This window comes from Sphingobacterium sp. BS-2 (genome assembly GCF_046161205.1).
Taxonomy (GTDB): Bacteria; Bacteroidota; Bacteroidia; order Sphingobacteriales; family Sphingobacteriaceae; genus Sphingobacterium; species Sphingobacterium mizutaii.
On record NZ_JBIXGO010000008.1, the window covers coordinates 87,577 to 102,560 of the forward strand.

Genomic DNA, 14,984 nt, shown 5'->3' on the forward strand with positions numbered 1-14,984 from the left:
TAATAAGTTTAGGTTAATTCTTATGAATGTATTCGCTATCTTAAAGTTTAAACTGATTAAAATGATAGCTTTGTCGTCTAAACTGATTTTTAATGGATAATAGAAGAGAATTTCTAAAGAAAGCTTCAATGCTTGCAGGTTCCACTGCTGCCATAAACCTAATACCTGAATCAATACAAAAAGCTTTAGCCATTGATGCCAAACCAGGAAGTAGTTACTTGGATGCGGAACACATTGTTTTCTTAATGCAAGAGAACAGATCATTTGATCATTGCTACGGCACCTTGAAAGGGGTCCGTGGATTTAATGACCCTCGGGCAATGAGGCAACCCAGTGGTTTGCCAGTCTGGTACCAACAAAACAAAAACGCAGAGATCTATGCGCCCTTTCATTTGGATATAGAGAATACCAAAATTACCTGGATGGGAAGCCTTCCACATGGTTGGCGAGACATGGTTGCGGCCCGAAATGAAGGAAAGATGGACACTTGGTTGGAAGCCAAACAAGCTGGCGATCCTGAATATAAGCATATCCCATTGACCATGGGTTATTTTGAAAGAAAGGATATCCCTTTTTATTATGCTTTTGCTGACGCCTTCACGGTATGTGACCAGCATTTCTGTTCGTCCCTGACCGGTACGAGTGCCAACCGTTCTTATTTTTGGTCAGGTACCGTTCGTGAAGAACCTCATAATCCGGAATCTACAGCACATGTCGACAATTCCCAGATCAATTATAAAGATGTAAGTTGGAAAACCTATCCAGAGCGATTACAGGAAGCTGGAATTCCTTGGAAGGTATACCAAAATGAGTTAAGTCTGCCCGTAGGTTTCGAAGGTGAAGAAGAAGATTGGTTGGCAAACTTTACAGACAATAACTTGGAGTTCCATAAACAATACCATGTGAAATTCCATCCTGCCTATTATAGCTTTGCCCAGAAGAGAGTCAAAGAAATTGAACATTTATTGACGGTAGCAAAATTTGCTAATCAAGAAGCCTATCAAAAGGTGGTCAATGAATTGGAAGGGTATAAGAAGGATGTAGAGCAATATTCTCCTGAGAATTTTAAAAAACTAAGTAAGCAAGAGCAAGAAATCCATCTTCGTGCTTTTGCAACCAATACAAAGGATCCTAATTATCATCAGCTTTCTAAGATCAAGGGCCAAGATGGAGTGGAGATTGAAGTGCCTAAAGGTGATGTATTCCATCAATTCCGTGAGGATGTGAAATCAGGAAATCTACCGGCTGTTTCATGGTTAGTGGCACCATGTCGTTTTTCGGATCATCCAGGTTCGCCATGGTATGGTGCTTGGTATGTTTCGGAGACCTTGGATATCTTGACTGCCAATCCGGAAGTATGGAAGAAGACCATCTTTATCCTGACCTATGATGAGAATGATGGCTATTTCGATCATATAGCACCTTTTATTTCCCCATTGAGCAGCAAAAAAGAAACTGGAGCTGTTCCTAAAGGAATGAATACAGCAGATGAATATGTAACGGTGGAGCAAGAGAATAAAAGAACGGGTAAAAATACTGGGGTTCATGATAGTCCGATAGGATTGGGTTACCGTGTTCCATTGGTGATTGCCTCGCCTTGGTCAAAAGGCGGTTGGGTAAATTCAGAAGTTTGTGACCATACCTCGACATTACAGTTTCTAGAACATTTTATACAGAAAAAATACAAGAAGGAAGTCAAAGAAACCAACCTAACCGATTGGAGAAGGTTGATTTGTGGAAACTTGACCTCGGCTTTTAGACCTATTCCTGAAAATCAGCGCCCAGCAATTGATTTTGTCAATAGAGATCAATATGTGGAAAGGATTTTCTCCGCGAAGGATAAATCCATTCCTGGAAACTTCAAAGCGATCAGTGCGGATAGTCTATCCAATATAAAGAACAACCTTTCCATGAATGCCGGTTTAGGATTGCAAGAAAAGGGGACCAAACCTGCTTGTGCTATCCCTTATGATATGGATGTGAACCTATCGGTAGAAGATGGAAAACTTTATTTCCATTTTGGTTTATATGGAAACCTAGCTCATAGCAAAACGGTAGGTGTACCATTCCAATTGATTTCACATACTGCCTATGGGCCGAAGAATGAGGTGGGAAAAACTTGGAATTTTGCAGTTAAATCCAAGGAAGAATTGGTCTATAGTATAGATCTGGCGGATATAAAGAATGAAACGTTCTGTTTTTCAGTCCATGGACCGAATGGGTTCTATCGAGCATTTAAGGGAAAAGTGAAATCAGCATTTCCAAATTTGAAGGCTAATAGCAGCCACGCAAATATTGGTTTTCAATTGGAGCTTAAGAATTCGCCAGTAAATCTAAAAGTTCAGGATCCTTCCTATGGACATGCAGCAAAAACCCTAGCTGCCAATAAGAGCAAAAAAGAGAGCTGGAAATTGGATAAATCCAATGGCTGGTATGATTTTGAAATTACTTCAGACCAAGATCCAGATCTTTTCATCAAATATGCAGGCCACATTGAGAATGGTAAACCAAGTATTACTGATCCCTTAATGGGTGGAGAAAATATTCTCGCATAAAGAAGCTTGGTACGGTCAATTCATTGGCGATCGATTTGGTTAAACTTTTCGAAAACAAGCTAGCAAAAAAACTTTTCCTGGTATACGTAAGAAGGAGTAAATCTACTCCTTCTTCCAGGATCATTTGCTCAATGCAATAGGGAATTGGTTGTTTGACATCAATTCTATTGATCATCTGTTTGCTCCTAAAAGTTATCGAGTTTACACCGGTATGTTTAAGCATCTTTTCTTCCCAATATAGAATAGTGTTCTGATCATTGCTTTTATTAGATTCAAGCACATGCATAAGAGTTAAATCAATGGCTGGGCTTGTTCTATGGATAAAACTATCGATCAGGTCAAATTCAGTTGCTTGGAAATTGGTCAGCATTCCGATCTTTTCCAATTTGAAATCCCGGTAGGATTCAGGGACCGCAATAACCCCGATTGGGGATTCCTGGATAATTTCGAATGTATTGCTACCAAACACCAATCCTTTCAATCCACTTGCTCCTTTGGTACCCATAATGATGAATGGGGCATTGTTTTCAGTGGCTACCTTTAAAATCGTTTCTGTTAAATTACCGTCGATACATGCCGTTGTTAATCCTAGTTTTGGAAATTCAGCTTTTATCCTGTTCTCCAATATCTGCATTTCATCGATGGAGGCAGCTTCATTGTGCTTTGCTACAGCTTCATTGAATTCTGTCGTGGCAAGTAGTCGGTCAAATTTCTGGTAAACATGGAGTACATGGATGTCCCAATTAAATTTGATCGCCAGGTTTGCCGCATATTTTGTAGCTACCCATGCGTTTTCAGAAAAGTCAGTTGGAATTAAAAGTGCATTTTTCATAATACTACCGGTAGGATGTGTGTATTCCAAATATAGCCAAAAGAAAGGCCTTAATCAAGTTTTGCCTAGGCAAGCTGTGTACAGGGTCTTTTCTTAACTAAAATGGAGAGTGAAAGTGATTGAAATCATCGGAGGGAAGATGATTTAGAACTATTTTTGGGTTTCGAGTATTTAGACTATATGGCAGAAGAACAAAAATCAATTAGCAACAGCATTTATTCATCCAGCATAGATGAAGCGCTCAATACTATGGAAGTTAACCCTTCGGAGGGTTTATCGAATTCAGAAGTTGAAAAGCGATTACAAGAATATGGAAAGAACAAACTTCAAGAACAGAAACGGAAATCTATATGGCGGATATTTTTTGAACAGCTGAATGATGCCTTGATCTATGTTTTGTTTGCTGCCGTTGGTATCACCTTTTTCATGGGGGAATATACCGATGGGATCATCATTCTGATTGTCATTTTGATCAATGCCTTTCTAGGACTTTTTCAGGAAGTGCGTGCGAATAATGCTATTGAGGCTTTGAGAAATCTGTCGCATCCAAAAGCCGTTGTGAAAAGAGATGGAAAGGTAGTGGAGATTGATTCCGAACTTCTGGTGCCTGGCGATATCGTGCTATTGGAAGCTGGAAGGTATATACCAGCAGATTTGCGATTGATTGAAACGGCCAATTTGCAGATCGATGAGTCTGCCTTGACGGGTGAGTCTGTGGCTGCAGAAAAAGATGCAGAAGCGAAATTTGATGAGGAATACATTCCATTGGGGGATCGGATCAACTTGGCCTATATGTCGACTTTAGTGACCTATGGTCGTGGAGTGGGTTTGGTGATTGGAACCTCCAATCAGACCGAGGTTGGTAAAATAGCTGGCTTCCTTGAAAGCGATGAGTCTGAAGAGACTCCGCTTGAGATTCGATTAGATCATTTGGGCAAGACCTTAGGAAAAGTGGCGATTGGTATCTGTGTGGTCATTTTTATTATATCCTATTTTCAGGGAAGAGATTTGACGGAAATGTTCCTGACCTCGGTATCCTTGGCTGTTGCCTCCATTCCTGAAGGTCTAGCGGCCATTGTTGCAATAGTTTTATCCATCGGGGTTACAAAAATGGCTAAGCAAAATGCCATTATCAAAAAGCTTCCGGCAGTGGAGACCTTAGGTTCGGTAAACATCGTCTGTTCTGACAAGACCGGTACCTTGACCCAAAATAAGATGACCGTCCAAGAAGCTTTTACCTTTAGTGATGACTTGATTTCGGTGGATGATGAAGGAGAGAATACATTTGAAGAAAATCTATTGGCAGAAGCGATGGTCCTGGCTTCTGATGCGACATTAGAAGAAGACAAGCAAACGGGAGATCCAACGGAGGTTGCCTTATTGGCTCTTGCGGATCAATGGGAGATGGATAGGAAGGAGCTTCAAGATAAACAGCCGAGGGTAGATGAGTTGGCTTTTGATTCAGACCGGAAAATGATGTCGACCCTGCATAACCATGATTCTAAATATATCTTGTATACCAAAGGGGCTGTGGATAGCCTCTTGCCGAACTGTAAATACATTATCCAGAATGAGGAGTTGCAACCCATTACCGAGGAACATAAAAAGCAGATCGCTGATGCTGTGGAGGAGATGTCCTCAAAAGCATTGAGGACTTTGGCCGTGGCCTTTAAGGAGAGCGATTCTAAGATAGATAAGGAAGAGTTTGAAAAGGATCTGGTTTTTATAGGGGTCGTAGGGATGATTGATCCACCGAGAGAAGAGGTTAAGGATTCTATTGAGAAGGCAAAAGAAGCTGGAGTAACGACTATCATGATTACCGGTGATCATGGCAATACTGCATTTGCGATCGCGAAAGAATTAGGTATTGCCGAAAATTTTGATCAAGTAACAACAGGCAAGGAAATCAATGCTATTTCTTATGAGGAGTTGGAATCGCATATTGGCGATTATCGTGTATTTGCTCGGGTTTCACCAGAGCATAAGGTCAATATCGTTAAAGCATTCAAATCGAAGGGGAACATAGTTTCCATGACCGGAGATGGGGTAAATGATGCGCCATCCTTGAATGCGGCTGATATTGGTGTCGCTATGGGTATTACAGGGACTGATGTGGCAAAGAATGCTTCGGATATGATCCTTGCTGATGATAACTTTTCGACGATCATTGGTGCGATTGAACAAGGCCGAAATATCTATAATAATATCAAGAAGTCGGTCGTGTTTCTGTTGGCTAGTAACTTGGGCGAGGTCATTACCATGTTGGTGACCATCGTGGCTGGATTGCCTGTTCCTCTATTGGCGACTCAACTATTATGGATCAATTTAATTACAGATACCTTGCCGGCGGTGGCCTTAGGAATGGATCCTGGGGATCCGAACGTCATGAAGGAAAAACCAAGGGAATTGAATGAAAACTTCTTTTCACATGGTGGTACCCAACGGGTTGTTGTAGCTGGAATATTGATTGGTTTGTTGACAGCCGCAGCGTTTTTGATCGGCTATTTTGAACATGGCTACAATCCATTCAATGATCAAATACCTGAGGAGATACATTCCTATGCGCGCACTATGGCATTCTTGACCATTATTGCTTGTCAATTGTTTTATTCCCTGTCCTTCAGGAGTGAGCATAAATCCATCTTTAAGGTTGGAATATTCTCGAATAAATATTTAGTGTTTGCGATTATTCTGGGATTTGCCCTGCAATTATTGGTGTTGTTTGTGCCTGTTTTAAGGGAATCGTTTAAACTTCAGATCATTGGTATCAATGATTGGTTGAAGGTGCTTGGTTTTGGTTTAGTGCCGCTATTTGTCAACGAATTGTTTAAGCTGATAAAGAATAAAGCCAATTAGTTTTAACTATTTGGCTTTCAATTTCTGCTGTTGGCGTTTTATTTTTCGGAATTCCCAAGGTGCTGTAGCGGTCTTGAGGGACCAGATATTCATTTTATTGAGCTTAGCCTCTGATTCCGCTAGTGCATATTCTTCAGATTGATCGAATTGGGTAAAGTGCCATGCCAATCCAACTTTTAATAGGCTTAAGTTTACTTCCAAACCATCCACATAAACCTTGCCGATGGCACGTTTATAATGGTCATAGTTCAGGATGTCTACTTCCACCTGTTTCTGGAAGCAGAGTTGACCCACATAATCTTTTGCTACTTGATAATAATCTTGGCCTTTCTCGGGGCTGTCAATTCCATGGAGCCTGATCCTATGCTGTTGGTTTAAGCTATCCAGAACCGTCATGGTATCACCATCCGAGATCCTGACCACTTTGCCTTTCAGTAAATCTTGGGCTAGGGCAGTTTGGGAAATAAACAAAAGGATGAAGGTAAACTTCAGTAGATGCTTCATGCTGCAAAAATAGCAATACATCCCACGAGACAAATAGGATAGCAGGAATATTACCGAGCGATTCCCATAATCCATTAGTTGTAAGTTGGAAAGGTTTTTTAAGGATTTTTTGATTTGTTAAAATATGTTAATATTAGCGTGGCTTGACGCGTTTTGTTTTTGACTTGCGTTATATCATCAACAAAGAAAAAATTAAATTTCATAATTTAGGTTAATAATTGGTTTGATAAAATCCTGAGGCTCCCCGCCTTGGGATTTTTCATTTATACTGGGATTTTAGTTTGGTTTTTTTAATTCTAATCAGGAAACACTAATTTAGGTCATGCTTAAGAAGATTTTGCTTATTGATGATGAGGATAAACTCCGCCAATTACTGGCTAGGATTATCCAGTTGGAATGGGATGATCTGGAAGTTTTTCAGGCTGCTAACCTCAAGGCTGGCTATCAGATCCTAAAGACCAAAGATATCGATGTGGTTTTATGTGATGTGAAACTTCCTGATGGAAATGGGGTAGAAGCGGTATTGGAGATCAAAAAGCTACAACCTTTAGCGGAAGTCTTGTTGATGACAGCTTTCGGTCAGATTCCTGATGGGGTGCAGGCCATTAAAAATGGAGCCTTCGATTATATGACCAAAGGTGATGACAACAATAAGGTTATCCCATTGATCAATAAAGCCTTTCAGAAAGTGGAAATGGCAAAACGCTTGGTGCAGCTTCAAGAAAAGGTGGGTAAGAAATATTCTTTTGATCAGGTGGTAGGTAAATCTAAGGAATTGCAAAATGCCATCTCCTTAGGCAAGAAGGTAGCCCAGACTGACGCCACGGTCTTATTATTGGGGGAAACAGGTACCGGTAAGGAAGTATTTGCGCAAGCAATCCATTATGATAGCAAGCGAAACGCCAAATCATTCGTTGCCCTGAATTGTTCTGCCGTTAGTAAGGACCTTTTAGAGTCAGAATTATTTGGTCATGTTGCCGGTGCATTTACCGGTGCATTGAAAGATAAAAAAGGCTTGTTTGAAGAAGCCAACCAAGGAACCTTATTCCTCGATGAAATAGGTGAAATGCCCATCGAACTTCAAGCTAAATTATTACGTGTATTAGAAACCGGAGAATTCCTGAAAGTTGGCGAAAGCAGACCGACCAAAGTCGATGTCCGTGTAATCGCTGCTACCAACAGAAACTTAGAACAGGAATCCGAAGACGGGCAGTTTAGATCTGACCTCTATTATCGACTTTCTGTATTTACCATCACCTTACCATCCCTAAAGGAACGAACCTCTGATATTCCCTTATTAGTTAAACATTTTGTTGCACTCCAAGCCGCAAAGTTGAATATGTCGGTTCCGAAAATCGATGATTCCTATATAGATCTATTGCAAAAACATTCCTGGAAAGGAAATGTCAGGGAACTGAAAAATAGTATCGAAAGGAGTTTAATCCTTATTGAAGGTGATACCTTGGATGCTAATGCCTTGCCTTATGAGTTCTGTATGCAGGAAGGTACCTCAAATAGCCTTTCCGCAATGGCCCTCGCCGAAATAGAACGAAAGCATATCCAAAAAGTCCTGGCCTTTACCAAAGGCAATAAAGCCGAAGCCGCACGATTACTCGAAATTGGAGTCGCAACCTTGTATAGGAAAATTGAGGAGTACAAGATATAGATGTGAGATATGAGATTTGAGTATTGAGATATTAACCTTGTCCATCCCAAATAGGGGTGACCAGAAATCCTGGTTCATTCCATGATCTTGTTCCTTCCTCCAATCCCGTACCCTGAGCGGCGTCGAAGGGCATCCTGGTTCTCAAAATGATAATGACCCTATCAAAATGATAGGGTTTTTTATTTGCTATTTCTTCCAACATATTTTTATAGCACTGATAAGTAGCTAGTTAGCCTTTTGTTTCATTCGCTGGAATAGAGATTGGCATCTGGGGGTAAATATGATTTTTTTTATTATGGAAAAGATTACATCCCAAGAGATGGCAAATTATGTAGGAAGGCATATCCGGAAATTATCTCCACAACTGAAGAGGTTTAAATCTGAGGAGAATGTGGCTGCGGTTATGCAGGTGATCGTGAGTTATATGCGCGAACTGTGTCAAAAGAAAAACTTTAGTTATGTACAGAGGATACTATCCTGTGTGGGGATTCTTTATCAGAAAGGGGATCAACATATCAAGCAGCATGTAGAATATCTCTTTATGCACTGTTTGACGAGGATGGACCATTTATGCAGTAGCAAGCAATGGAGCAGGATCATCTCGCAGCTCCCGCAAGGTCTAAAGGAAGTTTACATCATTCAACATATCAAATAACATGATTTTAACCCTAGCATTATTGATTTTGGGCATTGTTTGCTTTGCTCTATTCTTCAAGTCCGTTGATTTTTTCGACAAAATCTAAAGAAATGGAAAGTAAAATTATTTCAACCGTTAAAGCTTGGCTTCCGCACTGTGTGCAGGGGGGAGCGCTGGAATCTGAATATGAGGTTCTTCAACATGTAGCCGAATATTGTATGGCAAATTTTGAGGGTTCTACTGATGAACAGCAGATGACCCGTGAAGCAATCCATGTGATCGGGATATTGTATGGCGGGGGATCCTTGCACGTGAAGAATGCCATAGAGAATGAGTTTCTGGAGCGTATGGCTTCGACCGAATCTCCGGCAAGCTTAAGAAAACACCTGACCTTTTTTCCAAAGGACCTGAGGTCAGTTTATGTAAAAACTATAATAGAAAATTAAGGATATGATCGCATTATTAATCGTCGCAGTCATGGTCTTTTTATACACCATGTACGTATTGTTGAATCCTGAGAAATTTTAAGGAACAGAAAAAATGAATTTAATGAACACAGAAATATGGGGCGTTATCGCAATGTTTTTAGCAACCATTATTCTTGCTATTCCCCTAGGTAAATATATCGCCAATGTTTTTTCCGATAAACCAAGTTTCTTGGATAAGATCTTTGGTCCGATCGAAAGAGGTATTATGCGTCTCTCAGGTGTAGACTATAAGAAGGAAATGACTTGGAAGGAACATTTGGTTGCACTCTTGACCATTAATTTGCTATGGTTTGTAGTAGGGATGTTAATCTTGATGTTTCAAGCTTATCTACCATTAAACCCTGATGGTAATCCGAATATGTCGCCTGATTTGGCATTTAATACAGCAATTTCCTTTTTGGTAAACTGTAATCTTCAGCATTATTCTGGAGAATCAGGAGTCAGTTACTTATCCCAAACAGGATTGATGTTCCTTCAGTTTGTGAGTGCAGGAGTTGGTATATCCGCTGCTATTGTGCTTTTCAAGGCTTTTAAGGATAAAGGCAGCAAGCTATTGGGAAACTTCTATGATATTTTCTTGAAATCATGCACACGCATATTATTGCCGATATCATTCATCGTTGCCATGATTTTAGTTTTTCAAGGTACTCCGATGACTTATGAAGGTAAAGATACGATGATCAACCTTCAAGGGGATTCCGTTGAGGTTTCAAGAGGTCCTGTTGCGGCCTTTGTTGCCATAAAACATGTGGGTACGAATGGGGGAGGTTTTTTCGGTGCGAATTCAAACCATCCCCTTGAAAACCCCAGCTATATATCAAACATTGCTGAAATGATAGGACAGTTTGTAATCCCTGTAGCTATGGTCTTTGCATTAGGTTTTTTCATAAACCGTAGAAAACTCTCCTTAATGATCTTTGGAGTGATGACCATCGGGTTTTTGTGCCTGGCCATTCCAAACGTATTGATGGAAGCACATGGTAGCCCAGCTATTGAGCGATTGGGAGTTACTCAGGATCTAGGAGCAATGGAAGGTAAGGAAATCAGGTTTGGTGCGGCGGCTTCAGGTTTCTGGTCGATCGTGACAACGGTGATTTCCACTGGTTCGATAAACTCGATGCATGATAGTAGTATGCCGCTTTCGGGAATGAATGAAATGCTCGCCATGATGATCAATGCATTCTATGGGGGTAATGGCGTAGGGATCCTGAATTTCTTTGTCTTCATTATCCTGGGGGTATTCATCTCCGGTTTGATGGTCGGCCGTACACCTGAGTTTCTTGGTAAAAAGGTAGAAGCGAGGGAGATGAAGATCGCCATGATCGTTGCCCTAATACATCCCTTCTTAATCCTTGCAGGAACCGCTATTGCTGCTGCCTATCCAGCTATTGGAGCCAGTACTACCAATGACCCTGGATTCCATGGCTTCTCTGAGATGCTTTATGAATTTACTTCGGCATCAGCGAATAACGGTAGTGGTTTTGAAGGCTTGGGAGATAATACCTTATGGTGGAATATCAGTACAGGTATTGTCTTGTTGTTCGGAAGGTTTATCCCGATTGTTGGGCCAATTGCAATTGCAGGTATTTTATCAGAGAAGAGATATATCCCTGAAGGTGCAGGAACGCTGAAAACAGATACAGCAAGCTTTGGATTTATGGTATTTGCCGTGATCGTGATTGTTGCTGCATTAGCGTTCTTCCCTGCATTGACCCTAGGTCCAATTGCAGAGTATTTTTCTATCAAATAATTAATGAGAATCAAAATGAAATCAAATAATCCATTCTTTGATACTGAGTTGTTAAAAGTTGCTTTTAAACAGGCTTTTATTAAACTCAATCCTAAAGAAATGCTTCGTAACCCAGTCATGTTTACCGTTGAGGTCTGTACTGTGGTGATGTTAGTAGTGTGTATTGCCATATTATTGGGAGATCAATCGCAAGGCTCCTTTGGATATAACTTTATCGTCTTCCTTATTTTATTGCTTACGCTATTGTTCGCGAATTTCGCTGAATCCTTAGCTGAGGCTAGAGGAAAGGCTCAAGCAGACAGCCTCCGTAAAACTAGAGAGGAGACTCCAGCAAAATTGAAAGATGGTAGAACAATTCCTTCCTCGCAATTGCAAAAAGGAGATGTCTTCGTTTGTGCTGCTGGGGATATTATTGCAAGTGATGGAGAAATCATCGAAGGGCTAGCTACCATTGATGAGAGTGCCATTACGGGTGAATCTGCACCGGTAATTAGAGAGGCTGGTGGTGACCGCAGTTCAGTGACTGGAGGTACCAAAGTTTTGTCGGATGAGATCGTTGTATTGGTGACTGCTACCGCTGGGGAATCATTCTTGGATAAGATGATCGCCTTGGTGGAAGGAGCCAAAAGACAGAAGACTCCTAATGAGATTGCCTTAACCATTTTACTGGCAGGATTTACCTTGGTCTTTATTTTGGTCTGTGTGACCTTGAAACCTTTTGCTGATTATTCAAATGTGCCGATCAGTATAGCTGCTTTTATTGCACTTTTTGTATGTCTTATTCCGACTACCATTGGAGGATTGCTATCTGCAATAGGTATTGCGGGGATGGACCGTGCATTGCGGGCTAATGTGTTGACGAAGTCTGGTAGAGCTGTTGAGACGGCGGGAGATGTGGATGTGCTATTATTGGATAAGACCGGTACGATTACCATTGGTAATAGAAAGGCAACCAAGTTTTACCCTGCTGCAGGTGTTGATTCTACGGAATTGATTCGAGCAGCTAGCTTGAGCTCTATGAGTGATGAAACTCCTGAGGGTAAATCTATCGTAGAGTTGGCCGGTCTTGACCTTGCACCTTATAGATTACAAGAATCCAAATTTATCAAGTTCACAGCAGAGACTAGATGCTCAGGCTTGGATATCGCCAATCAACGTATCCGTAAAGGTGCTACTGACGCTATCAAAAGATTAGTAGAAGCTGCAGGCAATCAATTTCCAGATGATGTTGTGAAAGTTGTGGAAAGCATTTCTGGTAATGGTGGTACTCCGTTGGTGGTTTCAGAAAATGAAAAAGCATTGGGGGTTGTTGAATTGCAGGATATCATAAAACCCGGTATTTCAGAACGTTTTGAACGATTGAGAAAGATGGGTATCAAAACGGTGATGGTAACTGGTGATAACCCTTTGACTGCTGAATATATCGCTAAAAAGGCTGGTGTGGATGATTTTATTGCTGAAGCGAAGCCTGAGGACAAAATGAACTACATCCGTAGGGAACAAGGCGAAGGTAAACTAGTCGCCATGATGGGAGACGGAACTAATGATGCTCCGGCATTGGCACAAGCTGACGTGGGTGTTGCGATGAACAGTGGTACCCAAGCGGCTAAGGAAGCCGGTAATATGGTAGACCTTGATAATGACCCTACAAAACTGATTGAGGTCGTAGAGATCGGGAAACAACTGTTGATGACCAGGGGAACACTGACCACTTTCAGTATTGCCAATGACGTTGCCAAGTATTTTGCGATTATTCCTGCATTATTTGTGGCTATGATCCCAGCATTGGCTCCATTGAATATCATGAAATTAAGTAGTCCTGAATCGGCAATTCTTTCGGCTATTATCTTCAATGCGATCCTGATACCGATGTTGATTCCTTTGGCGCTTAAAGGTGTTGCATATAAGCCAATTGGTGCATCTGCCTTGTTGCGTAGGAACATTTTTATCTATGGTTTTGGAGGATTAATCGTGCCGTTCATCGGTATCAAATTGATCGATCTATTGTTGTCAGTATTTATTTAAATAGAAATGAAAGCACAAATTTTACCAGCAATTAAGATGAGTATTTTAAGCTTTATTTTACTTGCTATACTATATCCATTCGTCGTGTGGGCTATTGCTCAATTAAGTCCTAACCAAGGAAAAGGGTTCCTAGTTGAAGGAAATGGAAAGACATATTACAAAAATATCGGACAGAAGTTTACTGAAGACCAATACTTCTGGTCAAGGCCATCGGCAGTAGATTATAATGCTGCTGGCTCAGGTGGTAGCAACTTGGCGGGTTCTAACCCCGAATATATACAGGAGGTGGAGGGTAGGATCGCACATTTCTTGTCGCATAACCCGAATGTGACCAAAGAAAAGATTCCGACCGAAATCGTTACAGCAAGCGGAAGCGGTCTTGACCCCCATCTTTCTGTTAATGCCTTGGAAATACAGGTTCCCCGTATTGCAAAATTGAGAGGCCTTGCAGAAACGGAATTAATCAGCTTGATTAAAGAACATACCGAAAATCCTCTTTTGGGGATGTTCGGTCCTGCGAAAGTCAATGTATTGGAACTAAACCTAGCATTAGATGCTATTGCCAACAAGAAAGGAGTAGAACATGCTCAATAAATTTCTTTGCACGGCTTCTATCTTTTTAGGTATGGGTTCGGTTGATGCTCAGGAAATAAGCGATACTTTGAAATCGAACTTGACTTTCTCCGGATATATTGAATCGTATTATACTTATGATTTCAATAAACCTGAAGACCATAAAAGGCCAGCATTTATCTATAGCCATAACAGGAGCAATGAGTTCTCTGTTAACTTAGCCATGATCAAAGCTGCTTATGATGGAAATCGAGTTAGAAGCAATTTGGCGATTGCTGTTGGTAGCTATATGAATGCGAATTATGCTGCTGAAGAGGGTGTTTGGAAGAATGTATATGAAGCCAATGTAGGCTATAAGCTATTGGAGAATCATGATTTATGGATAGATGCAGGGGTATTGCCATCGCATATCGGTGGAGAGAGTGCAATAGGTTTGGATAATATCAGCTTGAGCCGAAGCTTAGCCGCTGAGAATTCGCCCTATTTTGAAACCGGTGCAAGATTATCCTATACTACTAAGGATTCCAAATTATACCTTGCAGCTGTTGCACTGAATGGCTGGCAAAGGATACAATTGCCGAGCACGAGTAAAAACATTTCATTTGGCCATCAGATCCAATATAAACCGCTTGAGTCGGTTGTATTGAACAGTAGCTCTTATGTAGGCGATGAAGGTTCGGATAGTTTAAGGTTTTTCCATGATTTATATGTGCAGGTTGCAGTAAATGGTAAGATGAACATTTTGGCTAACTGGGACTATGGAATGCAAAAGCAGCCTTTAATTGCGAAAACTTACCATTGGTGGAATAGTGGGATCCAAGGAAATTATGCGCTGAGTCAAAAGGTTAAGCTGAATGCAAGACTGGAATATTTCAATGATGCAGACGGAGTGGTATTTGGTAGGTTTGGAGAGCGAGGGACAAACATTCTTGGCTATTCTGCGGGATTTGATGTAGACTTGTATAAAGGATTGATTTGGAGGGCTGAGGTAAGAAATTTGAATTCTTCGGAAAAGGTCTTTGTAAACGATCAGACCGATTTAAAAAGCAACAGCACTACCATCAGTACCGCCTTGGGTTGGCGATTCTAAATAGTTAT

13 protein-coding genes are annotated in these 14,984 nt (G+C 40.9%); 10 read left to right on the top strand and 3 right to left on the bottom strand.

The genetic code is table 11. The features are described from left to right. Positions 1–92: 92 nt before the first annotated feature. Positions 93–2,555, top strand: a complete 2,463-nt coding sequence (locus ACK2WI_RS01965; RefSeq protein WP_312698074.1) for a phosphocholine-specific phospholipase C — start codon at positions 93–95, stop codon at positions 2,553–2,555. Here the strand turns inward: ACK2WI_RS01965 and ACK2WI_RS01970 are convergent. After that, the gene (locus ACK2WI_RS01970) at positions 2,515–3,387 is read right to left on the bottom strand and encodes a universal stress protein (RefSeq protein ID WP_312698073.1); all 873 of its coding nucleotides are present in this window, start codon (positions 3,385–3,387) and stop codon (positions 2,515–2,517) included. The two genes, ACK2WI_RS01965 and ACK2WI_RS01970, sit on opposite strands and share 41 nt — an antisense overlap. Before the next feature lie 180 nt (positions 3,388–3,567). Between ACK2WI_RS01970 and ACK2WI_RS01975 the strand changes: the two genes are divergently transcribed. Then, complete coding sequence (locus ACK2WI_RS01975) at positions 3,568–6,243, top strand: cation-translocating P-type ATPase (protein WP_409149590.1); 2,676 nt, start codon at positions 3,568–3,570, stop codon at positions 6,241–6,243. Between the two features lie 6 nt (positions 6,244–6,249). Here the strand turns inward: ACK2WI_RS01975 and ACK2WI_RS01980 are convergent, their stop codons facing one another. Beyond that, positions 6,250–6,747 (bottom strand): thermonuclease family protein, encoded by a 498-nt coding sequence (locus ACK2WI_RS01980; RefSeq protein ID WP_312698070.1) that lies wholly within the window; start codon positions 6,745–6,747, stop codon positions 6,250–6,252. A 322-nt stretch (positions 6,748–7,069) separates the two neighbouring features. Between ACK2WI_RS01980 and ACK2WI_RS01985 the strand changes: the two genes are divergently transcribed. Further along, the gene (locus tag ACK2WI_RS01985) at positions 7,070–8,413 is read left to right on the top strand and encodes a sigma-54 dependent transcriptional regulator (RefSeq protein ID WP_093096109.1); all 1,344 of its coding nucleotides are present in this window, start codon (positions 7,070–7,072) and stop codon (positions 8,411–8,413) included. A gap of 31 nt (positions 8,414–8,444) precedes the next feature. On the opposite strand, the gene ACK2WI_RS01990 is transcribed toward ACK2WI_RS01985, so the two are convergent. Next, entirely contained in the window at positions 8,445–8,615 is a 171-nt protein-coding gene (locus ACK2WI_RS01990) for a hypothetical protein (RefSeq protein ID WP_312698069.1), read from the bottom strand. A 93-nt stretch (positions 8,616–8,708) separates the two neighbouring features. On the opposite strand from ACK2WI_RS01990, the gene ACK2WI_RS01995 reads away from it, so the two are divergent. The 7 genes from ACK2WI_RS01995 (at position 8,709) to ACK2WI_RS02025 (ending at position 14,976) form a co-directional block, all read left to right on the top strand. Beyond that, a complete protein-coding gene (locus ACK2WI_RS01995) occupies positions 8,709–9,068 on the top strand; it encodes a hypothetical protein (protein WP_409149593.1) in 360 nt (119 codons plus the stop codon). Between the two features lie 92 nt (positions 9,069–9,160). Further along, positions 9,161–9,496, top strand: coding sequence for a hypothetical protein (locus ACK2WI_RS02000; protein ID WP_093096113.1), 336 nt, complete (start codon positions 9,161–9,163; stop codon positions 9,494–9,496). A 4-nt stretch (positions 9,497–9,500) separates the two neighbouring features. Continuing rightward, positions 9,501–9,578, top strand: a complete 78-nt coding sequence (locus ACK2WI_RS02005; RefSeq protein WP_093097743.1) for a potassium-transporting ATPase subunit F — start codon at positions 9,501–9,503, stop codon at positions 9,576–9,578. Positions 9,579–9,599: 21 nt separating this feature from the next. After that, entirely contained in the window at positions 9,600–11,288 is a 1,689-nt protein-coding gene (gene kdpA, locus ACK2WI_RS02010; RefSeq protein ID WP_312698067.1) for a potassium-transporting ATPase subunit KdpA, read from the top strand. A 15-nt stretch (positions 11,289–11,303) separates the two neighbouring features. Beyond that, positions 11,304–13,313 (top strand): potassium-transporting ATPase subunit KdpB, encoded by a 2,010-nt coding sequence (gene kdpB, locus ACK2WI_RS02015; RefSeq protein ID WP_312698066.1) that lies wholly within the window; start codon positions 11,304–11,306, stop codon positions 13,311–13,313. 6 nt (positions 13,314–13,319) lie between these two features. Then, positions 13,320–13,907 (top strand): potassium-transporting ATPase subunit KdpC, encoded by a 588-nt coding sequence (gene kdpC, locus ACK2WI_RS02020; protein WP_312698065.1) that lies wholly within the window; start codon positions 13,320–13,322, stop codon positions 13,905–13,907. Next, complete coding sequence (locus tag ACK2WI_RS02025) at positions 13,897–14,976, top strand: porin (RefSeq protein WP_312698064.1); 1,080 nt, start codon at positions 13,897–13,899, stop codon at positions 14,974–14,976. Before kdpC ends, ACK2WI_RS02025 begins: the two co-directional genes overlap by 11 nt. Positions 14,977–14,984 lie beyond the last annotated feature (8 nt).